This is a genomic window from Euzebya tangerina, assembly GCF_003074135.1.
Lineage (GTDB): Bacteria > Actinomycetota > Nitriliruptoria > Euzebyales > Euzebyaceae > Euzebya > Euzebya tangerina.
Genome location: NZ_PPDK01000003.1, coordinates 439,007 through 465,699 on the forward strand (window position 1 = coordinate 439,007; position 26,693 = coordinate 465,699).

28 protein-coding genes are annotated in these 26,693 nt (G+C 68.8%); 8 read left to right on the forward strand and 20 right to left on the reverse strand.

Annotated features, from left to right (window positions below; translation table 11 throughout):
* Window positions 1-4: 4 nt before the first annotated feature.
* From glmS to cofD, 4 genes are all read right to left on the reverse strand, one after another.
* A complete protein-coding gene (gene glmS / locus C1746_RS20400; RefSeq protein ID WP_116716596.1) occupies window positions 5-1,837 on the reverse strand; it encodes a glutamine--fructose-6-phosphate transaminase (isomerizing) in 1,833 nt (610 codons plus the stop codon).
* A gap of 68 nt (window positions 1,838-1,905) precedes the next feature.
* Window positions 1,906-2,811: a DUF3105 domain-containing protein gene (locus C1746_RS20405; RefSeq protein WP_162868021.1), complete on the reverse strand. Its 906-nt coding sequence runs from the start codon at window positions 2,809-2,811 to the stop codon at window positions 1,906-1,908.
* A 62-nt stretch (window positions 2,812-2,873) separates the two neighbouring features.
* Window positions 2,874-3,899 carry a coenzyme F420-0:L-glutamate ligase gene (gene cofE / locus C1746_RS20410; RefSeq protein WP_116716598.1) on the reverse strand — a complete coding sequence of 342 codons (1,026 nt, stop codon included), beginning with the start codon at window positions 3,897-3,899 and terminating at the stop codon, window positions 2,874-2,876.
* Window positions 3,896-4,825, reverse strand: a complete 930-nt coding sequence (gene cofD / locus C1746_RS20415) for a 2-phospho-L-lactate transferase (protein ID WP_116716599.1) — start codon at window positions 4,823-4,825, stop codon at window positions 3,896-3,898. Before cofD ends, cofE begins: the two co-directional genes overlap by 4 nt.
* 86 nt (window positions 4,826-4,911) lie before the next feature.
* Between cofD and C1746_RS20420 the strand changes: the two genes are divergently transcribed.
* On the forward strand, window positions 4,912-5,247 hold the full coding sequence (locus C1746_RS20420; protein ID WP_116716600.1) for a PadR family transcriptional regulator: 336 nt from the start codon (window positions 4,912-4,914) through the stop codon (window positions 5,245-5,247).
* A 40-nt stretch (window positions 5,248-5,287) separates the two neighbouring features.
* Window positions 5,288-6,427: a DUF1700 domain-containing protein gene (locus tag C1746_RS20425; protein WP_162868022.1), complete on the forward strand. Its 1,140-nt coding sequence runs from the start codon at window positions 5,288-5,290 to the stop codon at window positions 6,425-6,427.
* 10 nt (window positions 6,428-6,437) lie between these two features.
* On the opposite strand, the gene C1746_RS20430 is transcribed toward C1746_RS20425, so the two are convergent.
* The 3 genes from C1746_RS20430 to C1746_RS20440 all read right to left on the reverse strand — a co-directional run bounded on the left by C1746_RS20430 (window position 6,438) and on the right by C1746_RS20440 (window position 8,809).
* On the reverse strand, window positions 6,438-6,626 hold the full coding sequence (locus tag C1746_RS20430; RefSeq protein WP_116716602.1) for a type II toxin-antitoxin system antitoxin: 189 nt from the start codon (window positions 6,624-6,626) through the stop codon (window positions 6,438-6,440).
* A 20-nt stretch (window positions 6,627-6,646) separates the two neighbouring features.
* Window positions 6,647-7,555 (reverse strand): SPFH domain-containing protein, encoded by a 909-nt coding sequence (locus C1746_RS20435; protein ID WP_116716603.1) that lies wholly within the window; start codon window positions 7,553-7,555, stop codon window positions 6,647-6,649.
* Window positions 7,556-7,624: 69 nt separating this feature from the next.
* Window positions 7,625-8,809, reverse strand: coding sequence for a PQQ-dependent sugar dehydrogenase family protein (locus tag C1746_RS20440; protein ID WP_162868023.1), 1,185 nt, complete (start codon window positions 8,807-8,809; stop codon window positions 7,625-7,627).
* Between the two features lie 114 nt (window positions 8,810-8,923).
* On the opposite strand from C1746_RS20440, the gene C1746_RS20445 reads away from it, so the two are divergent.
* Window positions 8,924-9,373 (forward strand): hypothetical protein, encoded by a 450-nt coding sequence (locus C1746_RS20445; protein ID WP_116716605.1) that lies wholly within the window; start codon window positions 8,924-8,926, stop codon window positions 9,371-9,373.
* 110 nt (window positions 9,374-9,483) lie between these two features.
* Here C1746_RS20445 and C1746_RS20450 read toward each other — a convergent pair whose 3' ends face one another.
* Window positions 9,484-10,209, reverse strand: a complete 726-nt coding sequence (locus C1746_RS20450) for a hypothetical protein (RefSeq protein WP_162868024.1) — start codon at window positions 10,207-10,209, stop codon at window positions 9,484-9,486.
* A gap of 11 nt (window positions 10,210-10,220) precedes the next feature.
* Window positions 10,221-11,345, reverse strand: a complete 1,125-nt coding sequence (locus C1746_RS20455; protein ID WP_116716607.1) for a Coenzyme F420 hydrogenase/dehydrogenase, beta subunit C-terminal domain — start codon at window positions 11,343-11,345, stop codon at window positions 10,221-10,223.
* 178 nt (window positions 11,346-11,523) lie between these two features.
* Between C1746_RS20455 and C1746_RS20460 the strand changes: the two genes are divergently transcribed.
* From C1746_RS20460 to C1746_RS20470, 3 genes are read left to right on the forward strand one after another with little or no spacing between them, the layout of a single operon-like run.
* A complete protein-coding gene (locus C1746_RS20460; protein WP_116716608.1) occupies window positions 11,524-14,121 on the forward strand; it encodes a bifunctional FO biosynthesis protein CofGH in 2,598 nt (865 codons plus the stop codon).
* Between the two features lie 56 nt (window positions 14,122-14,177).
* Window positions 14,178-15,200 carry an FtsX-like permease family protein gene (locus C1746_RS20465; protein ID WP_116716609.1) on the forward strand — a complete coding sequence of 341 codons (1,023 nt, stop codon included), beginning with the start codon at window positions 14,178-14,180 and terminating at the stop codon, window positions 15,198-15,200.
* A complete protein-coding gene (locus C1746_RS20470; protein ID WP_116716610.1) occupies window positions 15,197-16,324 on the forward strand; it encodes an ATP-binding cassette domain-containing protein in 1,128 nt (375 codons plus the stop codon). The genes C1746_RS20465 and C1746_RS20470 overlap by 4 nt, the downstream gene beginning before the upstream one ends.
* Before the next feature lie 25 nt (window positions 16,325-16,349).
* Here C1746_RS20470 and glmM read toward each other — a convergent pair whose 3' ends face one another.
* The 3 genes from glmM to rplM all read right to left on the reverse strand — a co-directional run bounded on the left by glmM (window position 16,350) and on the right by rplM (window position 18,666).
* Entirely contained in the window at window positions 16,350-17,690 is a 1,341-nt protein-coding gene (gene glmM, locus C1746_RS20475) for a phosphoglucosamine mutase (RefSeq protein ID WP_116716611.1), read from the reverse strand.
* Window positions 17,691-17,756: 66 nt separating this feature from the next.
* Window positions 17,757-18,206 (reverse strand): 30S ribosomal protein S9, encoded by a 450-nt coding sequence (gene rpsI / locus C1746_RS20480; protein WP_116716612.1) that lies wholly within the window; start codon window positions 18,204-18,206, stop codon window positions 17,757-17,759.
* Between the two features lie 31 nt (window positions 18,207-18,237).
* Window positions 18,238-18,666 carry a 50S ribosomal protein L13 gene (rplM, locus tag C1746_RS20485; protein WP_116716613.1) on the reverse strand — a complete coding sequence of 143 codons (429 nt, stop codon included), beginning with the start codon at window positions 18,664-18,666 and terminating at the stop codon, window positions 18,238-18,240.
* 228 nt (window positions 18,667-18,894) lie between these two features.
* Here rplM and C1746_RS20490 point away from each other — a divergent pair, with 228 nt between their 5' ends.
* Window positions 18,895-19,392, forward strand: a complete 498-nt coding sequence (locus tag C1746_RS20490) for a tautomerase family protein (RefSeq protein WP_116716614.1) — start codon at window positions 18,895-18,897, stop codon at window positions 19,390-19,392.
* Between the two features lie 20 nt (window positions 19,393-19,412).
* Entirely contained in the window at window positions 19,413-19,895 is a 483-nt protein-coding gene (locus C1746_RS20495) for a winged helix-turn-helix transcriptional regulator (protein ID WP_116716615.1), read from the forward strand.
* Window positions 19,896-19,919: 24 nt separating this feature from the next.
* Here the strand turns inward: C1746_RS20495 and truA are convergent, their stop codons facing one another.
* The 8 genes from truA to C1746_RS20535 form a co-directional block, all read right to left on the reverse strand.
* Window positions 19,920-20,729 carry a tRNA pseudouridine(38-40) synthase TruA gene (truA, locus tag C1746_RS20500; protein WP_162868025.1) on the reverse strand — a complete coding sequence of 270 codons (810 nt, stop codon included), beginning with the start codon at window positions 20,727-20,729 and terminating at the stop codon, window positions 19,920-19,922.
* A 270-nt stretch (window positions 20,730-20,999) separates the two neighbouring features.
* Window positions 21,000-21,761 carry a 50S ribosomal protein L17 gene (gene rplQ / locus C1746_RS23080; protein ID WP_116716617.1) on the reverse strand — a complete coding sequence of 254 codons (762 nt, stop codon included), beginning with the start codon at window positions 21,759-21,761 and terminating at the stop codon, window positions 21,000-21,002.
* Between the two features lie 48 nt (window positions 21,762-21,809).
* Complete coding sequence (locus C1746_RS20510; protein ID WP_116716618.1) at window positions 21,810-22,772, reverse strand: DNA-directed RNA polymerase subunit alpha; 963 nt, start codon at window positions 22,770-22,772, stop codon at window positions 21,810-21,812.
* A 74-nt stretch (window positions 22,773-22,846) separates the two neighbouring features.
* On the reverse strand, window positions 22,847-23,461 hold the full coding sequence (gene rpsD, locus C1746_RS20515) for a 30S ribosomal protein S4 (RefSeq protein WP_116716619.1): 615 nt from the start codon (window positions 23,459-23,461) through the stop codon (window positions 22,847-22,849).
* 88 nt (window positions 23,462-23,549) lie between these two features.
* Window positions 23,550-23,951 carry a 30S ribosomal protein S11 gene (rpsK, locus tag C1746_RS20520; RefSeq protein ID WP_116716620.1) on the reverse strand — a complete coding sequence of 134 codons (402 nt, stop codon included), beginning with the start codon at window positions 23,949-23,951 and terminating at the stop codon, window positions 23,550-23,552.
* A 137-nt stretch (window positions 23,952-24,088) separates the two neighbouring features.
* Window positions 24,089-24,460 carry a 30S ribosomal protein S13 gene (gene rpsM, locus C1746_RS20525; RefSeq protein WP_116716621.1) on the reverse strand — a complete coding sequence of 124 codons (372 nt, stop codon included), beginning with the start codon at window positions 24,458-24,460 and terminating at the stop codon, window positions 24,089-24,091.
* A 152-nt stretch (window positions 24,461-24,612) separates the two neighbouring features.
* Window positions 24,613-25,266: a response regulator gene (locus C1746_RS20530; RefSeq protein ID WP_205712021.1), complete on the reverse strand. Its 654-nt coding sequence runs from the start codon at window positions 25,264-25,266 to the stop codon at window positions 24,613-24,615.
* On the reverse strand, window positions 25,263-26,558 hold the full coding sequence (locus tag C1746_RS20535; protein ID WP_162868026.1) for a sensor histidine kinase: 1,296 nt from the start codon (window positions 26,556-26,558) through the stop codon (window positions 25,263-25,265). The genes C1746_RS20530 and C1746_RS20535 overlap by 4 nt, the downstream gene beginning before the upstream one ends.
* Window positions 26,559-26,693 lie beyond the last annotated feature (135 nt).

The window sequence follows — 26,693 nt, forward strand, 5'->3', positions numbered from 1 at the left end:
GCCGCTACTCGACGGTGACGGTCTTGGCCAGGTTCCGTGGCTGGTCGACGTCGCGTCCGAGTTCCACGGCCATGTGGTAGCCGATGAGCTGCAGCGGCAGCACGGTCAGGACCGGGTACAGCAGCTCGTGGACGTCCGGGACGTAGATCACGTGGTCGGCGTGTGCCTTCACCTCGGTGTCGCCCTCGGTGGCCACGAGCAGGACCTGCGCACCTCGTGCGCGGACCTCTTGGATGTTGGAGACCACCTTGGACTTGACGTGCCCCTCCGTCGCCAGGGCGATGACGGGCCCACCCTCGTCGATCAGGGCGATCGGGCCGTGCTTCATCTCCCCGGAGGCGAACCCCTCGGCGTGGATGTAGCTGATCTCCTTCAGCTTGAGCGCCCCCTCGAGCGCCAGTGGCAGGCCGACCTGTCGACCGATGAACATCACGTACTGGGCGTCTGCCCAGCGGCGTGCGAGCTCGGCGATGTGCTCCTCCTGCTCGAGCACCTGGTGCATCAGGGCCGGCAGGGCCTCCATGCGGTCGAGCATGTCGCGGCACTCCTCGGCGAACATCTCGCGGCGCTCCTGCGCCAGGAACAGGGCCAGGACCGACAGCGCAATGATCTGGGTGGTGAAGGCCTTGGTCGAGGCCACCGCGACCTCCAGGCCGGCGCGGGTGTAGACGGTGGCGTCCGCCGTGCGGGCCAGCGTCGAGCCCACGATGTTGGTGACCGCGACGACCCGCGCCCCCTGGGCCTTGGCGTACTCCGCGGCGGCGATGGTGTCGGCGGTCTCCCCGGACTGGGAGATCGCGACCACCAGCGTCGAGCGGGTCAGGATCGGGTCGCGGTAGCGGAACTCGCTGGCGAACTCGACCTCGACGCCGATGCGGGCCCAGTGCTCGATGGCGTACTTGCTGACCATCCCGGCGTGGTAGCTGGTCCCGCAGGCGACTACGTAGATCTTGTCGGTGGCGCGGAGCAGGGCCGGGTCGAAGTCGAGTTGGTCCAGCACGATGCGACCGTCGGCGTCGACCCGCCCCAGCAGGGTGTCGGAGACCGCCTGTGGCTGCTCGTGGATCTCCTTCAGCATGAAGGTGTCGTAGCCCTGCTTCTCGGCGGCTTCGACGTCCCAGTCGACGGTGTAGCGGTGGCCCTCACTCGCGGCACCGTCGAGGTCGGTGACGGTGATCCCCTCGGGCGTCAGGATCGCGATCTGATCGTCCAGCAGCGCCTCGACCTCTCGGGTGTGCTCGATCAGCCCGGCCACGTCGCTGGAGAGCATCGAGCCGTCCTCGAGATGGCCGAGGATCATCGGTGCCGACCGCTTGGCGGCCACGATCACGTCCGGCTGTCGGATGTCCACCACGGCGAAGGCGAACTGACCCTCGAAGCGTTTCGTCGCGGCCCGGACCGCGGCCGGTAGGGACCCCTCGTACAGCGCGGCGACCAGGTGGGCGATGACCTCGGTGTCGGTGTCGCTGGTGAACACCGCGCCACGTCGCTCTCGCAGCTCGGACTTGATCTGCTCGTAGTTCTCGATGATCCCGTTGTGGATCACGGCCAGCGTGCCGGTGGGATCGAGGTGCGGGTGGGCGTTGACGTCGTTGGGCACACCGTGGGTGGCCCAGCGGGTGTGGCCGATGCCGCAGGTGCCGGCGACGCCACCCTCCGGCAGGGTGTCGCGCAGGTTGGCCAGCTTCCCCGCCTTCTTGTGGATCGTGATCTCGGCGTCCGGGGAGATGACCGCCACCCCGGCCGAGTCGTACCCGCGGTACTCCAGCCGGGCGAGGCCGTTCACGATGGTGCCGAGACAGTCGTCCCGACCGGTGTAACCCATGATTCCGCACATGAGGGCCAGGCTACGGGCTGCGGCTGATGGTGGCCTGTCGCCGCCACCGTCCGCCTTGCCGGGTCCAGCTACTCCTCCGTGTCGGCGTCCTCGTCCTCGGGAGCGTCCTCCAGGTCGGTCTCGGTGTCCGGGTCGCCGTCGGTCGCATCGCCGGCGTCCTCGACCTCCTCGAGGTCCACGCCCGTCCCGAACTCGGCGTCCAGGGGGGGGAGGAAGAGTGGCTCACCCTCAGGATCCAGGACACCGGTTGCGCCGACGCTGTGGCTGGGGATCCCCCGCTCGGGGCCCTCACCGTCGATGTCGTAGTGGGCTCGGGTGAAGACATCGGCGACGTCGGCGTCGAAGGTCTCGCACAGCTGCCGCTGGAACCAGGCCGTGTAGGAGAAGTTGGCGTCGTTCGGCAGGTCCTGGAAGTACTCGGTGACCACGACCTTGGAGAAGTCACCGTCGATGGCGTCCTCGGCCCAGGCCTTGAGCTCCTCCACCTGATCCGCAGGGGCGTCGGGGCCGTAGTGGGCCACGATGTAGCCGTGCTCGAGGTTGTGGGTGGTCAGACGCGGGTCGACAGGGACGTCGTACACCCCCGTGGCCACGACCTGGCCGAGATGCCGTCCGGACGAAGGTGGCTGACCGGGGATCGCATCGTCGCCCGTGTAGATGAGGTCGGGAGCCTCGGCGGCGAGGTTGGCCGGAGGGATGTGGCCGCCGCCGAGGTCCGGCATCCGGGTGTCCTCGGTGCAGCCGAGCTCGGTCAGCCGGGAAGCGACCTCTTCGGCCTGCTCGGCTTCCTGCTGACGAGACCGGATCTGGGTGAACACCAGCCCGCCCACCAGCGCCACGACCAGGAGTCCGGCACCAGCCTTGACCGCCGTCTGGCGAGTGCTCTCCTTCTTGGCAGCCTGCGCCTCTCGCTCGATCCGCTCCGCGCGGCGAGCCTTCTGGCGTTCCCGCTTCGACATCTGCTCGTCTGACACGATCTCAGTGACTCCCTGGCTGATGGGTAGGTTCGTCCGAGCGACCCCCCACGGCTGCCCGGTCAACGACGAAGTGTATCGCCGTGGTTCGACGTGTCCGACGGCCCGGCAGCACCGCTCGCGGTGACGATCCACACCTGCTCGTGTTGCTCCACCACGACGGCGAACCCGAAGTCGAGCAGCGCGGCTTCGGCCAGCCCGGCCGCGTAGCCGGTCGTGACCCGCAGCGTGGTCCGGTCCTCAAGTCGGCCGCCGGTGGCACGGACGACGAGGGCCCACTCCCACTCCGTCGGTTCTGTCGTCCGTACGGGGACACCCTCGCCGGTGGCCAGTCGCCGGGCGAGCCAGCCCCGTCCGTGCGGGAAGAGGTCCTGCGCGGGACTTCGAATGAGGTCGTGGGAGGTGCCGGGCGCTCCGTCCACGGCGAGGCCCCGGACCACGACCACGGGGACACCGGCCGCCTTGTCGCGGACGAGATCGGCGGCGCCCGCTATCTGATCGGCGAGCGCGATGAGGGTGACGTCCAGGACCCGGCCACCTCGGTCGACGTTCCCCCGTTCGTCCCGCAGCGCCGGGAGCCCGGCCACGCCGATGGCTACGTCGGTCTGTCCGTCGCGCCACGCCCGACCGAAGGTGTCGGAGATGACCACCCCGACGTCGGCCAGGTCGGCCAGGCCGTCGCGGATGTGTGCCGCACTCGCATCAGGGTCGGTCGGCAGGAGGAGCAGCGACCCCTCGGCAACGTTGGAGGCATCGATGCCGGCGTTGGCGCACACGAGTCCGCTCGGCGTCCGCACGACCGTGACGAACGGCGTCTGGACCAGGACCTCGTGCTCGAGCGTCAGGCGCTCGCGGGCCTCCGCGACGGACTCTCCCGAGCGTGGTGTGACGGTCTGCCCCTCGGCCTTGGCCACGATCTTGGACGAGACGACCACGACGTCGCCGTCCGCCAGTCGGCTGTGTGGCGCGCCGTCCCCCGTCGTCGGATCGTGCTGCTCGAGGGCGTCGCGGATGGCGCGTCCGACGTCGTCTCCTCGCCGGATCTCCCCCATCCCGGTCAGCGGGATGAGGTGCACGGCGCCGGTCATGGCACCAACAGCTCGACCGCGGTTCGGGCCAGAGCAGTCGTCACGTCGATGCTGGACATGATGGTGTCGGTGACCCCGACGCTGACCCCCGTGTCCCGGATTCGCTGCGCATCGCCGCTGTCAGCGGTGTCGATCACCCAGCCATCGAGGAAGCCCCGGTAGAGGGCGGCGACACCCGCGGCGGAGACCTCGGCCCCGACGGCAGGCAGCAGCTTGTCGGCCATGCCACGGACCACGCGGCCGCCGACGATGGGGCTCACCCCGACCACGGGGCGGTCGCGCAGCCGGTGGCGCACGCCGGGCACCTGCAGGATGGTCCCGATCGACACCACCGGGTTGGAGGGACAGAGCACCACCAGGTCGGCGTGCTCCAACGCCGTCGCCGCGCCCGGCGCGAGGGTGGCGTCCGCCACGCCGTCCAGGAAGAGGCCCGCGACGCCGCTGGCCGCCTGCTCGCCCACCCACCACTCCTGGAAGTGCATCCGTCGGTCGTCGTCGGTCTCGATGATCGTCCGAACCGGGTCGTCGGTCATCGGAACCAGGGTGAAGGGCAGCTCCCAGGCGTCGGCGATGCGGCCGGTCACGTCGCTGAGGGACACGCCGTCTCGCAGCATCTCGGTCCGGATGAGGTGGGTTGCCAGGTCGCGGTCGCCCAGGGTGAACCAGTCGGGGGCCCCGTAGCGCCCGCGAAGTTCGGTGGCGACGGTGAAGTGCTCGTCCGCCCGTCCCCACCCCTGTTCCGGGTGGATCCCGCCGCCCAGCGTGTAGGTGATGGTGTCGAGATCCGGTGAGACGTGCAGGCCGTGCAGCGTGATGTCGTCCCCGGTGTTGGCAATGACCGTGAGCCGGGCGGGGTCGACGACCTGGACCAGTCCTCGCAGGAAGCGGGCCGCCCCGATTCCTCCTGCCAGCGCGACGACGTTCATGGTGGGGGAGGGTATCGGTCGGACCGGAACCATCTGGAACGCCTCGCCTTGACTACTACGCGAGGCGTAGTACTGTGTTGTGCACAGTGGAGACAACGCAACTGCTTCGAGGTGTCCTGGACCTGGCCGTGCTCGCGGTCCTGGCCGAGGACGACGCGTACGGCTACGACGTGGTCCGTCGGCTGCGGGACGCAGGCCTGGAGGACGTCGGAGATGCCTCGGTCTACGGCACCCTCCGCCGCCTCTTCAAGTCCGGGGCGTTGTCCAGCTACGTCGTGCCTAGTGATGCAGGACCGAACCGGAAGTACTACGCCCTCACGGCGACTGGCAAGGACCAACTGCAATCGTCGGAGAAGAGCTGGCGGGCCTTCACCGACCACATGGACACGATCCTCGGCGCCGGCACACCGCCCTCGACCTAGTCCCCGTCAACCCCGAAAGGCCAACCGCACCATGTCGACCTTGAGCCCCCCGGAGTCGCCGACCCCCTCAGACATCCCACCGGGAACTGACGACTGGCCCGTATCGGCACGCCGATACCTGGCGGAGGTCGAGCAGCTGCTCAGCCACCTCGACCAAGAGGAGCGCGACGAACTGCGCGAGGACCTGGTCGCTCACATCGATGCGCTCCTCGAGGTCGAGGAGATGGCCCACGGCGTGGGCGACCATGTCTCGCTCTCCCGACACCTCGGGACGCCCGAGGCCTTCGCCGCAGAGCTGCTGCTGTCTGCCGGCGTGCCACCATCGTCAGGCGACCGCACCTCCGGACCTGGGATACGTGCCAGGCTGGCGACCATCTGGCGCGCCGCCGATGCTGCGCTGTCCCGCACCGCGCGCCTCCGCACGTGGGCGGCACAGCTGAAGCCTGCGTGGTGGGTGGCCCGGGGCTACGGGCTGACCATCGGCGTGGGGGCCATCACGTCCTTCGCCGCCACTGTGGCGCTGGTGCCCAATGTGTTCGGGAGCCCGCTGCTCGGCCTCCTCGTGACCGCGGCCCTGGTCTACGCCAGCGTCGAGATCGGTTCGGGACGCCGGGCTCCCGCAACCCGATGGCAACGCATCGGGGTGGGAGTCCTGTCAGCTGCGGCGGGGTGGTCACTCCTGCTGTTTGCGGTGGACCGGCCTGCGATGGTCCCGATGGACGAGGCGGTGTTCGTGGACCCGTTGCCGCCGGAACCGCCGGAGGTGCTCACGATGCCAGACGGTCAACCGGTCACGAACATCTATGCCTTCGACCGAGAGGGCAACGCACTCGACGGGGTCCTGCTCTACGACGGCGTCGGCAATCCGATCACGCTGCAGATCGCACCAGATGGTGATGACCACCCGTTCGACACCTTCGGCGTGTCCACCGACTACGAGCGGGACGAGCGTGGCCGGGTCATCCCGAACCTCTACCCGCTCGACCAGTTCACCGTGGACCCCGCGCTGCTGCCACAGGTCGAGGACTCGGTGGCTCCCGTTGTCCAACAGCCGTTCGGACCTGAGGCAACTGGAGGGATGGGCGACGAGCGAGAACGCCCGATCGGACCTCGACCCGTCCCTGACGTGGTTGTCCCCGATCTCGACTCGGATCGCTCGGGGAACGACCAGGACGAGTAGCCCGCCGAGGTCACTCGATGGTCTTGCCAGAGATGTCCTCGCCCCGCCGACGTGGCTGGCGTCCCGCGCGGCGTGCCGCATCCCTGAGCGCCACCTCGATCTGTGCGTTCACGCTGCGGAGCTCATCGGCTGCCCACTGCTCGTACACGTCGTAGAGCTCCTGCGGTATCCGAAGCGGGAACTGCTTTCGGGATGGCATGACGGTGGTTGGGTCAGCTCCTACCGCGTGAGCGTGCCGACGTTGACGATCGGGTTGGTCGGCTGGTCCGAGGCGATCACGGTCATCAGGTTCGAGGCGAAGGTGGCGCGACGATCGGTGTCGAGCTCGATGACTTCGGCGTCGTCCTCACCGGCCTGCAGCTGTGCGACGGCGTCGGGTGTCATGGACACCGCTCCCTCAACGATCTTCTTGCGTGCGGCGACGACGGCGGCCGCCTGCTGGCGGCGGAGCATGGCCTCGGCGATCTCCGGCGCATAGGAGAGGTCGGTCAGCCGGGCCTCGACGATCCGCACTCCGGCCGCCTGAACACGTTCGGTGAGCTCCTGCTCGAGGCTCTGGTTCACGGTGTCCACGTCGTCGATCATCGTGATGGTGTGGGTGTCGTCGAAGGCGTCGTAGGGGTAGCTGCGAGCCATATGCCGAACAGCAGCCTCCGACTGGACCGTCACATAATCCACGTAGTCGTCGACGGCGAAGGCAGCCTTGGCGGTGTCGACGACCTGCCACACCACGACCGCGGCGATCATGATGGGGTTGCCGTTGGAGTCGTTCACCTTGGACGTCTGCGTGGTGAAGTTGCGGACGCGCAAGGAGATCTTCTGGTCCGAGATGAACGGGTTGACCCACCGCAGCCCGGTGGTGTCGTCCGTGCCTCGGTAGTCGCCGAACAGCGTCAGCACTCCGGAGGTGTTCGGCGGCAGCATGTAGAAGCCGGTGCACAGGACGAGGATGACCACGAACGCGAAGCCGGCGAGGCCGGCGAGGCCCGGCTGTGAGTTCGCGGCCGCGCCGATGAACACCACGACCGTGAGGAACAGCGCGACGACGGCGGCTATGGCCGTGGGGACACCGGGGAGCGCTCGAGCGGCCCGCTCGACCACCGGAACGCGTTCTTCGACCTGCATCATGATCTCCGATCTGATCTCAAAGTGATATCACTACAATATCATGAAGGTCCTGGCCCCAGGCGGCGGTCATCAGGGGCGGGTGATTGCGGCGATCTGGCCGTCGCCGTGGACCGTCACGAGGACCCGGTCCCCGTCAGCCAGCAGGTGCTGGGGCTGGTTCAGACCCTCCAGCAGCGGCTCGGCGTCGACCGGTGGGATCGGGTCGAGGTCGACGCCCTGGATGATGCCGAGGGTCCAGTTGGTGACCAGCAAGAGCTCGGGGTCCCAGGGCGCGATGGCGACGCCGGTCGGTGTGGCTGCAACGTCGAAGACCGCGCGGGAGGGCACGGTGGCCTCGCACTGTTCGGCCGAGCCGTCGTACTCCTGGACCGGCTGGCGGTTGCCGATGCAGCGCGGCCAGCCGCCCCGAAGGATCCCTTGCGGATCGGGCGTGATCACCAGCACTTCGTCCGGTGCGCCCTCGCCGTCGTAGGTCCCGTCGCTCATCTCGGTGACGGCCAGGCGGCCATCAGGAAACTCGGCGACAGCGTAGGCGTGCTTCATGCCATCCAGCAGTATCCGGCCGTACGGGCCTTCCTCCGTGGGCTGACCCGGATCTTCTGGTATCTCGCCGTCGGGGACCGGGCTGGGGTTCTGCGGGAAGCTGTCATGAGCCCAGCCGAGCCGATCACGATCGTCCGGGGAGAGTGCCCAAAGAATCCCGCTGTGCTCAGCCGGTTCGTTGCCGGAGCGCCGGCCGGCCGTGTCGAAGACGATGGTCCCGTCCGCCAGGGTCGTGATGGTGCCGTTCGAGCGGCCGTTGTTGGGCATGTCGGCGAAGACGACCTCGGGCTCGCCGCCGTCCAGCGGCGCGACCAGCAGCCGGTCGGGCTCCATGATCCACAGCAGATCCCCAGCCGCGGTCACGCCGGTCGGGGTGTTGATCCCGTCGACCAGCACCTCGCGGTCATCCGGGCCGTCGAGGTTGATCCGGCTGATCCGGCCGGTCGGTTCGCCCTCCCCGCCGGGCCCGAGCTCCGCGAGCAGGAATCCGCCGTCGGGGTGTGGGGAGATCTGGGTGGGACCCTCGAGCCCCTCGACCAGGACCTCGAGATCGAGCTGTTCGCTCTCCTCGGCAGAGGCGGTCGACGGGAGGGCGGTCGACGGCTGGCTGGTGGTGCTGCCCGCCGTCTCCTCCTCGGCGGGCGTGGTGCAGGCGGTGGTCAGGAGGCTGACGAGAACGACGGCCACGAGGACTCGGAGGATTTGGCGCACGTCTCGATGGTGGCACGGAGGCGCCGTCCGGGCCTGCACCCGCTCGCTCCGCACACCAACCCTCCCCACGATGCGCGGACCCGGGCGCAGCCGTACTTGGATACCGTGGACGGCATGCGGGAACTGGTCGAGCGCTGGAGCGGCCTGGTCGCCTGCACCATCGGTGCTGGCCTCCTCCTGAGTTCCGGCGTCACGCCTGTCCTGGCCGTCATCGGGCTGATCGTGGTCGGCGTCGGCGTCGTCAGTTCACCCCTCTGTCCGGTGCTGCACACCCCGCTCTCGCGCGCTCAGGAGGAGGCCAGCCCTGATGACGTCATCGTCTTCTGGAAGCCGGGATGCTCCGTCTGCTGGACGACCCTCGCCTCCCTGGGCTCGGAGGGGCGGGCGGCGGTCACGTGGGTGAACGTCTGGCGGGACCGCGAGGCGGCTGAGGTGGTGCGCCAGCACCAGGACGGTGATCTGCTCACGCCGACTGCGCTTCGAGGAGACGGCGACGTGCTGCGCGGCGACGACGGGGAGCGGCACGTCACGACCGCGGTCCTCCGACGAGAGGGCGCCTCGTAGCCCCTGATCTCGGCCATCACCACGGCCGTTGAACCGCCTGTGGCTGACACGAACGGTCAGCCGCCGGCCCGCGCGTGCGCCGCGTGTCCGAACGCCTCCGGCGCGCAGGGTCAGGCGGGGTTCAGGCTCAGCCCGGGTGCGGCGACCGGTTGCGGACCGCGACGGCCCCAGGGCATCTCCTCCTCGGTTCGCCCGACCACCAGGTCGACCCAGCGGCCCAGCAGCGCCGCGCCGTGTGCCCGCAGGAAGCTCCCGCCGGCAGCGCTGAGGGTCTCGGCCTGGACCATCGCGTCGATCTCGTCGTCGGCCACCATGGGATCGAGGGCTACCAGGTAGCTCTCGCCCGAGACGACCACCACCGGGTCATCCCCGGCCGTCGCCAGGACCGTTGTGCCGTCCGATGGCCGCAACGAACCGCGGACCACCCAGGCCACACCTGACGGGGTGGGGGCCATCATCGGGTCCTCGTCGGCCTGCTCGGTCACCGTCACCGTGGTCAGCCCCGGTTCCGAGGAGCCGTCGAACGCACAGCCCAGCACCTCGGCCAGTGCACCTGCGGCCGTGCCGACGGCGATGGTCGGGAGCTCGGCCTCGTGGCACGCCCGGAGCAGCGGCCCTGCGGCGGCGAGGAGGTCCTCGGCAGCGTCAGGCAGCACCGCGATCCCCCGCACGCCGTCGGCCGAATCGGTCACTCCGACGGCCGAGGACACCACCTGGGTCGGCCGACCCCGCTCGGCGAGCACCGTGAGCAGGACACCCTCCTGTCTGCCGGTCACCACGACGATCCGCCCGCCGTCCCCACCCTCCGCCTCACCACTCACGCCGACAGCACTCACGCCGCCACCACTCACGCCGACACCACCGGGAGGAGCGCCGGCCGCCGATCACCCTCGGGCACAGCGTCCACCGGCCAACGCTTGCGCGACACCGTGGACAGCCGCTCGAGCAGGTTCATGGCGACCTCGTCCTCCTCGGCCGGGCGGACGTCGACCAGGCCGGCGTCGATGACACCTTGCAACCACTCCTCCCCGCGAGCGGTCCGCACGATCGTGAGGGTCCAGTCGTTGCTCTTGCCGATCCCACCGGTGGAGATGTCGGCGTGCTCGGCAGCGAAGTCCGGGCACTGCTTGCAGCCTGGCCGGGTGTGCGGGTGGAACTCCTTGAGCGGAAGCTCGTCGTACCCGTCCTCGCCATGCCACACCATCACCCGCCCCTTGATGTTGACCTTGGTCACGTCGGCGATGTCGATGCCGTGGCTCGCGAACACCTCCGCCTGGCCGTCGTAGGTGAAGGTCTTGGAGCACAGCAAGCCCAGGGTCAGGGCGATCTTGCGCTGGTACTTCGCGACGTTGCGGGCCAGCACCGACCCGTTGATGGAGGCCTGGCAGCTCATGCCGACCAGGGCAACCTGCTTCAGCCGCTGCTCATCGGCCTCTCGCATGGCCAGTGGGTTGGCGGCGTAGGTGTAGCGGGAGCCGGCGGTGGCGATGACGCCCTCCCGGTCCGTGACCAGGGCCGGCTCGGCATCGAACGGGCGCCCCTCGGTCAACTTGGACGTGACCACACCATCGATCCTGCCGGTCTCGAGCCCCCAGATGAGCATGGCCGAGACGAGGCCTCCGTCCTGGCCGGCGTTGAAGACCTCGGTGTCCCGCGCCCGGACCAGCAGGCGTGAGCGGTCCATGCCCGACACCTCGTCCACGGTCCGCTCCCGGCCGAACAGGGCGGTGTCCAGCTCGGACTCCCAGGCGCGGAAGCGGGGGCACGCCCTGGTGCAGATGTCGCAGCCGCGGTCGCCGTGGAAGCACTCGTCGGTGCCCATCCCCTCACCGATCTGGACCGGGTGGTAGTCGGCGACCCGGTAGTCCAGCACGTTGCGCGGACAGGCCATGATGCAGGCAGCGCAGCCGGTACAGAGGTTGGTCTGGACCACCTCGTGGTACAGCTCCCGCCATTGGGGTGTGGTTGCCATGTGCTCGTGTCCTCATCTCGGCCCGTCGCGGGAATCCTTGCACGGCGAGGAGGCTCCGCGCGAACCGAGCGCCTCGCTGGTCGGGCCCACGCTCCCGCGGGTGTGGTGTCCAGCAGGTCCCCCTGTTGACACCAGCCATGATTCCTCGTCGTGGTGATACCTCGGTAGCCTGTCGGCCATGAGTCAGCCACGCCTACCTTCGCCCGACTCGATGCGGCGGGCGCTGGCGCGGGCTGACGCGGGCAAGACCCTGAACACTGCTGAGGGTGCGGTCCTGATCGGCGCCCGCGGCGAGGACCTGGACCGGCTGATGGGGATCGCGTCGCGGGTCCGCGACCAGGCATTCGGTGATCGGATCACCTACAGCCGAAAGGTGTTCATCCCCCTCACCCATCTCTGCCGCGACACCTGCGGGTACTGCACGTTCGCCTGGCCACCGAAGGGCGACATCCCCGCGTTCATGTCCATCGACGAGGTCGTCGAGGTGGCGCGACAGGGGCAGGCCGCTGGGTGCAAGGAGGCGTTGTTCACCCTGGGCGACAAGCCCGAGGAGCGGTATCCGGCCGCCAGGCAGTGGCTTGATGAGCGGGGGTATGACTCGACGCTGGCCTACCTGCGCGCCGCGGCGATCGCCGTGATCGAACAGACGGGGCTCATCCCGCACCTCAACCCGGGCGTGATGACCTGGACGGAGCTTGCGACCCTGAAGCCGGTCAGCGGGTCGATGGGGATCATGCTCGAGTCGGCCTCGCTGCGGTTGCACGAGAAGGGCATGCCGCACCACAACTGTCCCGACAAGGTTCCCGCGGTCCGCCTCCAGGTGCTCGAGGATGCCGGGAAGCACGCGATCCCCTTCACCTCGGGGATCCTGATCGGGATCGGCGAGACGGCGACCGAGCGGGTCGAGGCCCTGCTGGCGCTGGCCGCGACCGCGAAGCGCTACGGCCACCTGCAGGAGGTCATCGTCCAGAACTTCCGGGCCAAGCCCGACACGGCGATGCGGCGTGCACCCGAGCCGTCGCTGGATGACCTGCTCGCCACGATCGCGGTTGCACGGCTGCTGCTGCCGACCAAGGTGCACCTGCAGGCCCCGCCCAACCTCTCGCCGGCCGACGAGGCGCGGATCGCTGCGGCCGGGATCGACGATTGGGGTGGCGTGTCCCCGGTAACGCCGGATCACGTCAACCCCGAAGCGCCCTGGCCGCACCTGGACGACCTGACGGACCGGACCGCGCAGGCCGGGAAGGTCCTGACCGAGCGGCTCTGCGTCTACCCGGAGTTCGTGCGGAAGCCCGACCCATGGCTGGCCGGGCAGATGCGCGTGCCGGTGCAGGACTTGGCGACGCCTGAGGGACTGGCACGGACGGGACACCAGCCCTCTCCCCAGACGTGGCAGGCACCGGACATGCTGGCGGCGGGTGCTGACGACCGCTGGACGGCCGCCGAGGCGGGAGACGGCGTGACCGGCTGGTCCCGCGGCCAGGGGACCCTCAGACCCGATGCCGGGGACGTCTACGGGGACACCGGGCTGATCGCGGCCGAGACCCTGAGCGCGGCTCGACCGCCGCGAGATTCTGCGCGATCGTGGAGTTCCTCGGCCAGAGCCGAAGGACTGCGCGATCGCGCGTCAAGCCTCGCCGAGATCCAGCCCATCCTCCACCGCGCGACCGCCGGGACCCCACCGACGCAGGACGAGGCGGAGGTGCTCTTCGCAGCCGAGGGGGAGGCACTCGACGCCGTCGTCCGGGCGGCCGACCAGGTCCGCCGAGACCGCGTCGGCGACACCGTCACCTACGTCGTCAACCGCAACATCAACTTCACCAACGTCTGCTACGTCGGGTGCCGCTTCTGCGCCTTCGCCCAACGCCGGGACGACCCCGACGCCTACACCCTGTCCCTCGACGAGGTCGCCGACCGGGCCGAGGAGGCCTGGGCCTTCGGTGCCACCGAGGTCTGCATGCAGGGCGGCATCCACCCGGACCTGCCGACGGACCACTACGCCCAGATCATCCGGGCCGTCAAGGACCGGGTCCCCGAGATGCACGTCCACGCCTTCAGCCCGATGGAGGTCGTGACCGGAGCCACCCGCTCGGGCGTGTCGATCCCCGTCTTCGTCAAGGAGCTGGCCGACGCCGGCCTGGACACCATCCCCGGCACCGCCGCGGAGATCCTGGACGATGAGGTCCGCTGGGTGCTGACCAAGGGCAAGCTGCCGACGTCCGCCTGGATCGAGGTCATGCAGGCGGCCCACGCCCAGGGCATCCGCTCGACCGCCACCATGATGTTCGGCCATGTCGATGAGCCACGGCACTGGGCGGCGCACCTGTGGCTCCTCCGCCGGCTGCAGCTGGAGAGCCACGGGGCCGGCCACCGGGGGTTCACCGAGTTCGTACCGCTGCCGTTCGTCCACGAGCAGTCCCCCATCTACCTGGCGGGTGTGGCCCGACCGGGCCCCTCCTGGACCGACACCGTGAAGGTCCACGCCATCGCCCGCTTGGTCCTGCAAGGGGCCATCGACAACGTCCAGCTCTCGTGGGTGAAGCTCGGCACCGAACGTGCGGTCGAGCTGCTGAACGCCGGGGTGAACGACCTCGGCGGCACGCTGATGGAGGAGACCATCAGCCGGATGGCCGGGGCGGACCACGGCGTCCGCAAGGACCCGGAGGAGCTGCGAGCAATCGCCGCCGCGGCCGGCCGGCCAGCCGCCGAACGCACGACCGACTACAGCCGCATCGAGCCCAGCGGCATTCGGTACCAGCTCGTGTCACCGACCTGACGCGGACGCGGTGTCGGGGCGAACACCTCGTCCCGCGTGATCTATCGTAGGCCCCGATGTGGCTGCTCCTCGTGAGAGACCTGCGCTTCCGGCGGTCTCGGATCATCTTGACCAGCCTCGGGACCGGACTGGTCCTCACCATGGTCCTGATCGTCACCGGGATCTCAGGGGGGTTCGATGCGGCCGCGCGAGACACCGTCACGACGCTTCACCAGGGCCCGTGGCTGTTGCCCGAGGGCGTCACGGGGCCCTTCACGTCCGCCTCGGCGTTCCCCGTGTCCGAGCTTGGCGACCTGCCACCGGACGTCGAGGCCACCCCCACCGCCATCACCCGGTCGGTTGCGCTGGACGAGAACGCCGTCTCGCAGGACGTCGTGCTGATCGGCCTCCCGGTTGGGACGATCGTGGGCGGCCAGATGGTATCGGAGCTGCTGATCACCAGCGAGGAGGCGGGCTTCGAGGGTGGGAGCGAGATCACGGTCGGTGGGAGGCTTGCCAACGTGGCGGACGGCGTTCCCGGGCTGACGCTCTTCGCCGGAACGCCGATCGTGATCGCCCCGCTGCCGTTCGTGCAGGCCGCCGTGTTCGAAGGGGCGGACGTCGCCACAGCGGCGTTCCTCAGCGGCCGTCCCGTCCCGGCACCGAGAGGCTTCGCCGTCCTCAGCCGTGACGCCGTGATCGCGGACTCCCTGCGCTCCGTATCCGACGCCAACGACACGATCGCCATCGTGCGGGTGCTGCTGTTGCTGGTGGCCGCGATCCTGATCGGCGCCGTCGTCTACGTCTCAGCCTTGGAACGCCGTCGTGAGTTCGCCCTGCTGAAGGCGGTCGGTGCGCGCGGGCGGCGACTCATGGTCGGGGTCCTGACGCAGGCGCTGGTCATCGCCACGATCGGATCGTTCATCGCCGTGGTGCTCGAGGTGTTGCTGAGCGGCGCGTTCCCGATGGCCGTATCGGTTGACGGTGCGGACTACCTCACCTTGGCGGTCATCACCGTCATCAGTGCCGCTGCTGCCAGCCTGGTCGGCCTGCGTCACATCCTCGGCGTGCGGGCAACCGACGCCCTCGACGACCGATGACCGCTACAGGAACAGCCGTCGCGGTCGACGCGGTCACGGTCCGCTACGACAGCGGAGCGGCGGCGGTCACGCCGCTGGAGGACTTCTCTGTCCAGGTCCGCCCCGGTGAGCTCGCGATCCTCCTCGGACCATCCGGGTGCGGCAAGTCGACGCTGCTCAGCATCATCGGCGGCATGCGGTCCGCGACCTCGGGGAGCATCCGCGTCGGCGACGCCGAGCTCACCGCCATGACGGCGTTGCAGCTCGACGTCTTCCGTCACGACCAGGTCGGGTACGTCTTCCGTCGCTCCAACCTGGTGCCGTCACTCAGCGCCGTCGAGAACGTGGCTGTCCCGCTGCTGGTCAAGGGGGTCCCGCGGCGCGACGCTCTGGCGTCCGCGACCTCGGTCATGGAACGAGTGGAGCTGCTGTCACTGCTGGACCGACGGCCCGACGAGTTGTCCAGCGGACAGAAGCGGCGGGTCTCCGTTGCCCGGGCACTCATCGCCGATCCACCGCTGCTGCTGGCTGACGAACCGACGGCCCGGCTGGACCACATCGGCGCGCAGACCATGATCACACTGCTGCAGTCGTTGGCGAGCGATGGCCGCACGGTGATCGTTGCCACCCATGACCCGCGGTTCGTGCCCGTCGCCGACCAGACGGTGCACATGGTCCCGGATCTGTCGTCGTCGATGGGTGCGCCGACCACGGTCACGTTCGACCCGGGCGAGACGATCTTCTGGCAGGGCTCGCGTGGGGACCGGGTCTACGTCCTGGAGAGCGGCGAGGTTGAGGTGCTCAACCAGCTGGCCGACGGGTCGGAGGAGCTGATCACCGCTGTTGGTGCTCCCGGGCACGTTGGTGCGGTCAGTCCCCGGTTGGGCTTCCCCCGGGCGTCGACGGCGCGGGCGAGAACAGCCGTCCGAGCGATCTCGTACTCCGTGGTGGACTTCGAGAAGCTGCAGTCCGCCCAGGTCGAGACGGCGTCATCCGACGACGAGCCCACCATCGTCGCCGCGCCTGCGGAGGAGGCCCCGGCCGTGGTCCCGCCGCCATCGGAGGAGCTTCCCACGCTGGTGGCCGAGCCGTCTGCGGCAGCAGACGAGACCGGCAGCCCCGATGTCCCTCCTCCTCCCCCGTAGGTTTGGGGGTTCCTGCAGCGAGGGCCTAGCCCGCCGGTAGAACGTCCTTGACGACGCCCGCCAACGTCTCGGCGTGTGAACGGGCGGCGTCGGCTGTCGCGGCTTCGGTCATGACCCGGACGATCGGTTCCGTGCCGGAGGGTCGGAGGAGGACCCGACCGGAGTCGCCCAACTCGACCTCCGCAGCCTTGACCGCGTCCCACACCTTGGTGGCGTCGTCCAGCGCAGACTTGTCCACGCCGGTGACGTTGATCAGGACCTGTGGGAGCCGGGTCATCACCGTTGTGCACTCGTCCAGGGTGCGGCCCTGCTCGGCCATGGCCTTGAGCAGCAGCACGGCGGTCAGGACCCCATCACCGGTGGTCGCGTACTCGCTGGCGATGATGTGGCCGGACTGCTCGCCACCGAGGACGTAGCCGGACTCGTGCATCCCCTCCAGCACGTAGCGGTCGCCGACCTTGGTCTGGATGACGGGGATGTCGAGATCCTTCATGGCATGCATGAAGCCGAGGTTGGTCATCACGGTGGTGACCACGCCGTCGATGCCCGTGGTGGTTTTCGCGTGCGCGGCCAGGATCGCCAGGATCGCGTCACCGTCGACGATGGTGCCGTCGCTGGTGCAGGCCACGATCCGGTCGGCGTCACCGTCGTGGGCGATGCCCAGGTCCGCACCGTTCCGGACGACGGCGCCCTGGAGGTGCTCCGGGTGGTTCGAGCCGACACCGTCGTTGATGTTGGTGCCGTCCGGGATGGCGGCGATGGCCGTGACCTCGGCACCGAGGCGACGCAGGACCGTGGGGCCGACCATGCTGGCCGCACCGTTGGCGCAGTCCAGGACGATCTTCACGCCGCGGAGATCGACGGCCCCCGCGGCAGCGACCAGGTGGGCGATGTAGCCCTCCACCGCACCCGCGACGTGACGCTTGCGACCGATCCGGGTGCCGATCGGCCGGTCGGAGTCGAAGCGCTGCAGGAGCTCCTCGACGCGCGTCTCCTCATCGTCGCTCAGCTTGTGGCCGGTCGGGCCGATCAGCTTGATCCCATTGTCGGCGACCGGGTTGTGGCTGGCCGAGATCATGACGCCGGCCGTGGCGCCCAGCGAGGCGGTCAGGTAGGCGACACCGGGGGTGGGCAGGACGTCGAGGACCACGGCGTCGCCGCCAGCGGAGCAGATGCCGGCCACGACGGCCGACTCGAGCATCTCACCGCTGGCCCGGGGGTCACGGCCGATGATGACGCGCGGCCGAGGCGCACCCTCTTCCCGCAGGGTGCGGACGAGCGCCCGGCCGATCCCGAGCGCCAACTCCGGGGTGATGTCCTCGTTGGCGACTCCGCGGACGCCGTCCGTGCCGAAGTACTGGCCCATTGCTTGGTTATACCTCCGGGACCAGCCGCGCTGGCCGAACCCGAGAGGTGCGCCGACCGGCGCGCTCTACCTCTTGGAGAACTGAGGGGCCTTGCGGGCCTTCTTGAGGCCGTACTTCTTGCGCTCGACCATGCGGTCGTCGCGGGTGAGCAGGCCGGCCTTCTTGAGTACGGCGCGATAGGTCGGCTCGTGCCCGACCAGGGCCCGTGCGATGCCGTGACGGAGGGCACCGGCCTGCCCGCTGACACCGCCGCCGTGGATGCGGGCGATGACGTCCCACTGACCCTCGGTCTCTGTGGCCTTGAAGGGCTCGTTGACGACCATCTGGAGGATGTCGGTCGGGAAGTAGTCGTCGATCGTGCGACCGTTCAGCAGGAACTGGCCGCTCCCGGGGACGATGCGCACGCGGGCGACGGACCGCTTGCGGCGACCCGTGAAGATGTCCCGGGTCCGACCGACGGGGGCCGTGTCGTCGGCCAGTGGCTCGAAGTTCTCGAGGGATTCAAGGCTGCTCATGGAGTGCTCAGTTCTTGGAGTCGGTGCGTCGTCAGACGGCCAGCGGCTGCGGGTTCTGCGCGCCGTGCGGGTGTTCGGAGCCGGCGTAGACCTTCATCTTGCGCAGTTGCTTCCGGCCGATGGTGTTCTTGGGCAACATCCCCTTGACGGCGTCCTCGAGGAGCTTCTCGGGGTTGTTCTCGAGGACGTTGCCGATCGGCTGGCCCTTGATCCCGCCGGGGAAGCCGGAGTGGGTCCAGGTCCACTTGTCACGGCCCTTGTTGCCGGTCAGGCGGATCTTCGAGGCGTTGATGACGACGACGAAGTCACCCATGTCCATGTGGGGGGCGAAGGTCGGCTTGTGCTTGCCGCGGAGGACCGTCGCGATCCGGGTGGCAAGACGGCCGAGGACCATGCCATCGGCGTCGATGATGTGCCACTGAGGGTCGATGTCGGCGGGAGTTGGGGAGAACGTGCGCATGTAAGGGAACCTAGGGAATCGGGGTGGCGGCGCCTGGCAGAGGTCGGCGCGCAACACAAGGTCACGCCGCGAACGACGCGGACGGACAAGTCTGCCCGTGGGAGGGGCGGGCCGCAACCGACCTCAGATCTCCGGGCGCTGGATTGGGGGGGACCACGAGTCGCTCCTTGCGGTGAGCTATGCGGTGTGAGAGATTGAGTTTACTCAATAAACTCAAAGGAGCACACCATGCCCAAGCTCGATGCCTACATCCCCGAGGGCGCGCTCGATCCCGATGCGGAACTGGCACTCGCCCGACAGCTCACCGACATCCTCCTCGAGGAGGAGGGCGCGGACCCGAGCAACGAGCAGGCCCGCTCGATTGCCTGGGTCAGCATTCACCGTCCAGCACTGCAACTGGTCGGCGGCTCGGTTCCAGACAGGCCGCGCTATCAGATCAACGTCTCCGTCCCCGAAGGTCAGCTGGACCGCGAGCGCCGTCAATCGATGGTCGCCCGGGTCACCGACGCCGTTCTGGCCGCCGAGGGACCTGACAGCGATGGGGACAAGCTCCGCGTCTGGGTGTTCGCTGGCGAGATCCCAGAGGGGACCTGGGGTGGCGCCGGGCAGATCTTCGGGCTGGCCGAGATCTCGTCATTCGTCCTCGGCGACCCGGAAGCCGGCCGTGCCCACGCCCAGCGGCGGCTCGCCAGCAGGAAGGCAGAGCGAGAGGCCATCTTCTCCTAGGCCGCGCCTACCATCACTGTATGCCGAGAACGCCGACAGGTCACTGGCCGTGTTCTGTTGCGAGATCACTCGACCTGCTCGGCGACCCGTGGGTGCTGCTCATACTCCGCGAGGCCTTCTACGGGTCTCGGCGATTCGACCAGTTCGTCGACCATCTCGGGATCAATCGCGCCACGTTGTCACGCCGGCTCCACGACCTGCAGGAGCACGGCCTTCTCTCCACACGGCCACTTGCCGATCATGCCGGACGTCAGGAGTACCTGTTGACCGACATGGGACGAGACACGCTTCCCGTCCTGCTGGCCATCATGCGGTGGGGCGACACCTGGCTGGCCGAGGACGGGCCGCCGGTCGAAGTCATCGACCCCGAAACCGGCGAGCGGATCCAGCCGCTCGTCGTCGACGCGAATACCGGCGAGCCGATACCGAGCAGCATCACGGTGAAGCCACTGACCGCCGCGGCCATGGCCGATCGGGACCGACGGGCACAGCGCGGTTCGTGACGTCAGAGTGCGTGCACACCCCGTCTAGTACCGGACGCCAATCAGCGACAGCCCCTCGGGTGGCGCGACCGGTCCGGCCGCCTGTCGGTCCTGCGCTTCGAGGACCTCAACCACCCAGGCCGGTCGACGACGCGCCGTGCCGACCTCGACCAGCGTGCCGGTGATGGAACGGACCATCTGATGGCAGAAGGCAGCACCGTCCAGTCGGACCAGCACGAGGCCGGCGGGCCGGCTCCGTCGGACCGTCAGTCGGTCGATTCGGCGCATCATCGTCCCCTCGACCTCGGTGCCGTCGGCTCGTCGGACCAGGCGCCTGCGGCAGAACGATGCGTAGTTGTGCTCCCCCACCAGGGCCTGGCCAGCCTCCTCCATGGCCTCCGTGTCCAGGCGCCAACCACTGGGAGCCGACCGGTCAGGACCGACGTGCCAGGTGTCATGGCGCCAGAGGGGCCGCATGGCCACGTCGTCGCAGATCCGGTACCGGTACCGACGGCCGGTTGCGGAGAAGCGTGCGTCGAAGCTGTCCGGGACCCGCCGGATCCGCCAGATCGTGATGGCCCGACCGACCATGCGGTCCAGGGTCGTTGCCAGGCCAGGCAGGTCGCCCAGGCGGGGCCAGTCGACGGGGACGTCGACGTGGACGGTCTGAGCCTCGGCGTGAACGCCCCGGTCGGTCCGTCCGGCGCAGGTGGTGTCGACGGAAGCGCCACCGAGGACGCGGGTGAGGGCCGACTCCACCTCCCCCTGGACCGTGACCTGATCGGGCTGCCGGGCGAAGCCCGCGAAGGGTGAGCCGTCGTAGGCCAGGTCGATCCGCAGCCGGGTGGTGGTCACGCCGGAACTGTAGTAGGCGGGTCTGGGCGCCCGATCATGGACGAACTCGGGTCCGGACGGCGTGGTAGCCATGATCGTGCAGGAACCCGCACATGCGTGGGTCAGGCCCCGATCGTGCCGAAGGGCCGCCGACCGTCGGACCACGATCGTGCAGAAACACGCGAATACGCGGGTCAGGCCCCGATCGTGCACAAGCCGTGGCGGGTCACCACCAACAACACGACCCCGCGAGCGGTCACGGGGTCGTGCTTTCGTTCTGCAGCAGGAGAGCTACTCCTCCTCGTCTGCACCCTCGTCGTCGGAGGCGTCGTCAGCGTCAGCCACCTCGTCGGCAGCCTCCTCGTCCTCATCGGACGTCTCAGCCAGACGGGCCTCGACCTCCTCCGGGCTGACCTCGGGGCCGTCACCGTCGTCGTCGGCATCGTCGGAGGACCGGGCTGCCAGCTCGCGCTCGGTGATCTGGGCTGCCGCCAGGGCGTCGTCGCCGCTGTCGTCCTCGTCGACGAGGTCCTCGTCGAAGTGCGGGTCCTCGTACTCGTCCAGCCCGGCGTCCTCTGCCGCCATGATCGCCTCTTCCCGCTCACGTGCGGCACGCGACATGTTGTTGCGGCGACGACGCAGGCTCCAGCGGCGCGTGGGCGCCTCGGTCAGTGTGGACTCGCCGTCCTCGTCCTCAGTGATGTCGACCAGCTCGATCAGGGCCATCGGGGCGTTGTCGCCCTTGCGGTTGCCCAGGTTCACGATGCGGGTGTACCCACCGTTGCGGTCGGCAGCGGCCGGCCCGATGTCGGCGAACAGCTTGTGGACGACGTCCTTGTCGCGGATGACCGTGAGCACCTGCCGACGGGCGTGCAGGTCACCCCGCTTGGCGAAGGTGATCATGCGCTCGGCCACCGGCTGCATGGTCTTGGCCTTGGTCTTGGTCGTCTTGATCCGGCCGTGACGGAACAGCTCCGTGGCCAGATTCGACACGATCATGTTGTGATGGCTGGGCGAGCCGCCGAGGCGGGTGCCCTTCTTCGGTGTAGGCATGGGATGAGCGCTTTCGGGATCTCGTCGTGGAAGGCGGCAGGAGGCGGACTAGCCGCCGTACCCGCCGTAGTCCGCCAGGCTGAGGCCCATGTCGATCAGCTTCTGCTTGACCTCTTCGATCGACTTCTGGCCGAAGTTGCGGATGTCCAACAGGTCCTGCTCGGTCTTGGTGACCAGCTCGCCCACCGTGGAGACACCCTCGCGCTTGAGGCAGTTGTAGGACCGGACGGACAGGTCCATGTCCTCGATGGGCAGCGCCAGGTTCGGGGACAGCGGACCGACGGGCTCGACGTTGCCGGCGCCGATGGAGAGACCGCCAGGACCGCCCTCCTCGAAGTCGCTGAACAGGTCGAACAGGTCCTTGAGGGTCTCGCCGGCGGAGGACAGCGCCTCAGCCGGGGTGACCGAGCCGTTGGTCTCGACGTCGAGCACCAGCTTGTCGTAGTTGGTCATCTGCTCGACACGGGTGGCCTCGACCCGGTAGGTCACACGGGTGACCGGCGAGTAGATCGAGTCGACGGGGATGACACCGATCGGGGTGTCGGGCTTCTTGTTCCGCTCGGCCGTCACGTACCCGCGGCCGCGCTCGACGGTCAGGTACATCTCGACGCGGCCCTTGCGGTTCAGCGTGGCGATGTGCAGGTCCCGGTTGAGGATCTCGACCTCGCTCGGGGCGGTGATGAAGTCGGCGGTGATCTCACCGGGGCCTTCACCACCCAGGAAGATCTCGACGGGCTCGTCGGAGTGGCAGCGCAGGACCAGGTCCTTCAGGTTGAGGACGATGTCGGTGACATCCTCCTTGACGCCTTCGACCGATGAGAACTCGTGGAGGACACCCTCGATGCGGACGCTGGTGACGGCAGCGCCGGGGATGCTCGAGAGCAGGGTGCGGCGCAGGCTGTTGCCCAGCGTGTAGCCGAAGCCGGGCTCGAGGGGGTCAATGGTGAACAGAGAGCGCAGGCCCTCGATTTGGACATCTTCGACGATCGTGGGGCGCTGAACGATCAACACGGTGGTGGTCGCCTCCCGGGGCGTTGGGGAATGTGGGGGGGTGGGGTGGGGTCCGCACCGAGGTGCGGGAGGACTTACTTGGAGTACAGCTCGACGATGAGCTGTTCCTGGACGGGGACGTCGATCTGCTCACGACCGGGCGTCGAGAGGATGCTGATCTGGCGCTTGTCCTGGTCGAGGGACACCCAGCCCGGCTGGTTGCGGTTGCCGATGAGTTCGAGGGCACCGATGACCGGCTGGATGTTGCGGGAGCGGTCGCGGACGGTGATCACGTCGCCGGCCTTGACCTCGTAGGAGGGGATGTTGACCGTGCGGCCGTTGACTCGGAAGTGCTTGTGGTTGACCAGCTGACGCGCCTCACGGCGGGTGCGGGCCAGACCTCCACGGAACACCGCGTTGTCCAACCGGGTCTCCAGGAAGACCAGCAGGTTCTCACCCGTCAGGCCCTGGGACCGGCTGGCGCGGTCGTAGTAGTTGCGGAACTGCCGCTCGAGCACGCCGTAGATGCGGCGGGCCTTCTGCTTCTCGCGAAGCTGCAGGAGGTACTCGCTCTCCTTGATGCGGCCTCGGCCGTGCTCACCCGGCGGGTACGGGCGCTTCTCGAGTGCACGGGCCGACTTGACGTTGGCGTGCAGGACAGTGCGCTCACGGCGCGACTGCTTGGCGATTGGTCCGGTGTAACGGGCCATGGTGGGTGACCTTCTTTCTTGAAACCAGGTGACCGCCTAACGGCGGGGAGACCAACACGCCCGCGGGACGTGTCGGCCGCGGGATGCCTCAGACGCGGCGGCGCTTCGGGGGACGGCAGCCGTTGTGCGGGATGGGGGTGACGTCGCGGATGCCGCTGACCTCCATCCCGGCGGCCTGCATCGACCGGATCGCCGTCTCACGACCGGAGCCCGGGCCCTTGACCCGGACGTCGACCTTGCGCATGCCGAAGGTGTCGACGGCCACGCGGGCCGCCTTCTCGGCTGCCTGCTGGGCGGCGTAGGGCGTGGACTTGCGGGAGCCCTTGAAGCCGACGTTGCCGGCAGAGGCCCATGAGATCACGTTGCCCTGCATGTCGGTGATCGAGATGATCGTGTTGTTGAACGACGAGCTGATGTGGGCGATCCCGTGCGGAATCGTCCGACGCTCCTTCTTCTTCCCGCGTTGACGGGCCTTCTTACCCTGCGCCATGAGGCTTGGTTCTCCTGGTTAGCCGTTGGACCACGCGGTCACGTGATCCGCCCCGGTCTTCATCCATCGACAGCTGTCGACGGTGCATGTGCGGTTCCTGACCCGACCGGCTGATCAGGGACCTGTGAGGTGGTTGCCTAGGCCTTCTTGCGGCCGGCGACCGTGCGCTTCGGGCCCTTGCGGGTCCGGGCGTTGGTGTGGGTGCGCTGCCCGCGGACGGGAAGCCCGCGACGGTGGCGGATGCCCTGGTAGGACCCGATCTCCACCTTGCGCTTGATGTTCTGGGCAACCTCACGACGGAGGTCACCTTCGATCTGGTACTCGTTCTCGATGTAGGTCCGCAGCGCCTGGAGCTCGCCGTCGGACAACTCGCCGACGCGGGTGTCCGGGTTCACGTTGCAGGCCTCGAGGGCCTCCGCAGCGCGGGTGCGTCCAACACCGAAGATGTAGGTGAGGCCGATTGCTGCACGCTTGTGGCGTGGCAGGTCGACTCCGGCAATTCTGGCCATCGGGTGCGCGCGCTTTCGTTCGTTCGGATGTGGCGTTCGTCTACACTGCTGCTCGGCGCCCACGCACGACGCCCGTTGATGCGTGCCGTGACGGGGAACAGCAGAAATGACCCGCGAGAAGGCGGGGACAGGGGAGTGTAGCGCGGGTGCGCCTACGTCGCACCGTTGGTGAAGGCCCAGACCACGGCCTGAACCCGGTCCCGAACCCCGAGCTTGGTCAGCGTGTTCGACACGTGGGTCTTGACCGTCGCCTCACCGACGACGAGCCGCTCGGCGATCTCGGTGTTGGACAAGCCCTGGGCCATCAGGGCCAGGACCTCACGTTCCCGATCGGTCAGCCGGTCCAAGGCCGGATCCGGCGTCGGTGGAGTCCCCTCGCCGCTGGCGAACGCCTCGATCATCCGTCGGGTGACCGAGGGCGCGAGCAGCGACTCACCGGCTGCGACCACCCGGACGGCTTCGACCAACTGCTCCGGCGGTGAACTCTTCAGCAGGAAGCCACTCGCGCCGTTGCGCAGCGCCCGGAAGACGTAGTCGTCGCGTTCGAAGGTCGTCAGCACGACCACCCTCGGCGGCTCCGGCAGTGCTCCGAGCGCGGCGGTGACCTCGATGCCGTCCATCCGGGGCATCTCGATGTCGAGCAGGACCACGTGCGGGTTGACCCGTCTGATCAGATCCAGTCCCGCTTCGCCGTTCTCAGCCTCACCCGTGATGGTGATATCCGGCTCTGCCTCCAGGATCATCCGAAAGCCGGAGCGGACCAACTGCTGATCGTCGACCAGCACCACCTCGATGAGGTCGCTCACGGGGCACCCGAGGTGCTCGAGCCGACGCGGGCACGACGACCGGCGTCGGCATCGGGGATCGGCAGTCGAGCGCGGACCCGGAAGCCACCGCGGTGGGGACCGGCGGTGAAGGAGCCGCCGAGCAGCACCGCCCGCTCGCGCATGCCGACCACGCCACGCCCGCCGCCGGCGGCTGTTCGGGCGCGCGGTGGGGCAGTGCCATCGGAGGGGCCGTTGACCACTTCGATCTGCACGGCGTCGGCAAGACTCGACACGACCACCGTGACCCGTGACCCCGGGGCGTGCTTCATCACGTTGGTCAGCGCTTCCTGCACGATCCGGAAGGCCGACAGCTCGACTGAGTCCGGGACGGATCCGACCCGACCGATGCGCCGCAGGTCGACGGTCAGGCCTGCCGCGGTGCCCGCCTCCACCAGATCCTCGAGCCCCGCCAGCGTCGGCTGCGGCGCATCGACCACCTCACCGGTCGAATCCCCGCTGCTGCGCAGGAACCCGACCAGGCGGTGGAGTTCGTCGATCGCCTGGCGCCCGGACCGCTCGACCTGCTCCAACGCCTCCTGCGCCATCCCTGGGTTGCGCTCCATGACCCGCCGGGCGGCACCGGCCTGGATCCCCATGACGCTGACGTGGTGTGCGACGACATCGTGGAGTTCGCGCGAGATCCTGACCCGTTCCTCCGTCACGGCCTGCTGTGCGGTCTTGGCCTGCTCGGCCTGGAGCAGTGCGGCACGCCGCGCCAACTCCTCGGCGTCGACCCGACGCCGACGGGTTCCATCGCCGAGCAGCCACGCGGCCACGTAGAAGGCGATGTTGATGCCGATGCCCAGGCTGAGGCCCAGCACCAGGTCGACGGAGACGAATTCGATCTCGGCTGCCACCGACCGCACGTACGCGACCGCTCCCGCAATCAAGGCCGCGGCGCGGACCAGGTTGCGCGTCCGTGCCTGCGCCACGTACGCGCCGGCCGCGTGGATGACCAGGAACACGGCGACCGACGACGCCAACCCTTCGGGCACCTCGAGGATCCGGAAGACGGCGAATCCGACGCCGACGCCGAGGCAGATCGCTGCTGGCGCCATCCGCCTGAACGCGACCGGGATCACGAGGAGGACGAGGGACAGGTAGTTGCCCCATGCCGGAAGCCGCGGGACGAAGTCGGCGGACTCCTCGCTCGTCTGGTGCAGGAAGATGCTGAGCGACCCGAACAGCAGCATGAGCCCGACGATGATCAGGTCGGGTACACCGGGACGTCGTTCGTCCTCCGGCACCGGCGGCGCGTCGTGGTCGCTCACGCACAGCAGGCTAGTCCACCGCCGGTTGCGGTCACTCCGTCGTCAGGCGGAGGTTCCGAATCACCCCGGGGAGGGAGGACAGGTCAGCGACCGCTCCATACGGTGCACTCATCACCTCAGCCCGACGAACGGAGA

Coding starts and splice junctions, on each gene's coding strand:
- C1746_RS20455 (WP_116716607.1), bottom strand. CDS start 11,345: ATGGCAACCACACCCCAATGGCGGGAGCTGTACCACGAGGTGGTCCAG.
- cofD (WP_116716599.1), bottom strand. CDS start 4,825: ATGAACGTCGTCGCGCTGGCAGGAGGAATCGGGGCGGCCCGCTTCCTG.
- C1746_RS20465 (WP_116716609.1), top strand. CDS start 14,178: ATGTGGCTGCTCCTCGTGAGAGACCTGCGCTTCCGGCGGTCTCGGATC.
- rplQ (WP_116716617.1), bottom strand. CDS start 21,761: ATGCCTACACCGAAGAAGGGCACCCGCCTCGGCGGCTCGCCCAGCCAT.
- C1746_RS20470 (WP_116716610.1), top strand. CDS start 15,197: ATGACCGCTACAGGAACAGCCGTCGCGGTCGACGCGGTCACGGTCCGC.
- rpsM (WP_116716621.1), bottom strand. CDS start 24,460: ATGGCCAGAATTGCCGGAGTCGACCTGCCACGCCACAAGCGTGCAGCA.
- rpsI (WP_116716612.1), bottom strand. CDS start 18,206: ATGAGCAGCCTTGAATCCCTCGAGAACTTCGAGCCACTGGCCGACGAC.
- cofE (WP_116716598.1), bottom strand. CDS start 3,899: ATGACCGGCGCCGTGCACCTCATCCCGCTGACCGGGATGGGGGAGATC.
- rpsK (WP_116716620.1), bottom strand. CDS start 23,951: ATGGCGCAGGGTAAGAAGGCCCGTCAACGCGGGAAGAAGAAGGAGCGT.
- C1746_RS20435 (WP_116716603.1), bottom strand. CDS start 7,555: ATGATGCAGGTCGAAGAACGCGTTCCGGTGGTCGAGCGGGCCGCTCGA.
- C1746_RS20445 (WP_116716605.1), top strand. CDS start 8,924: ATGCGGGAACTGGTCGAGCGCTGGAGCGGCCTGGTCGCCTGCACCATC.
- rpsD (WP_116716619.1), bottom strand. CDS start 23,461: ATGGCCCGTTACACCGGACCAATCGCCAAGCAGTCGCGCCGTGAGCGC.
- glmM (WP_116716611.1), bottom strand. CDS start 17,690: ATGGGCCAGTACTTCGGCACGGACGGCGTCCGCGGAGTCGCCAACGAG.
- C1746_RS20490 (WP_116716614.1), top strand. CDS start 18,895: ATGCCCAAGCTCGATGCCTACATCCCCGAGGGCGCGCTCGATCCCGAT.
- C1746_RS20430 (WP_116716602.1), bottom strand. CDS start 6,626: ATGCCATCCCGAAAGCAGTTCCCGCTTCGGATACCGCAGGAGCTCTAC.
- glmS (WP_116716596.1), bottom strand. CDS start 1,837: ATGTGCGGAATCATGGGTTACACCGGTCGGGACGACTGTCTCGGCACC.
- C1746_RS20495 (WP_116716615.1), top strand. CDS start 19,413: ATGCCGAGAACGCCGACAGGTCACTGGCCGTGTTCTGTTGCGAGATCA.
- rplM (WP_116716613.1), bottom strand. CDS start 18,666: ATGCGCACGTTCTCCCCAACTCCCGCCGACATCGACCCTCAGTGGCAC.
- C1746_RS20460 (WP_116716608.1), top strand. CDS start 11,524: ATGAGTCAGCCACGCCTACCTTCGCCCGACTCGATGCGGCGGGCGCTG.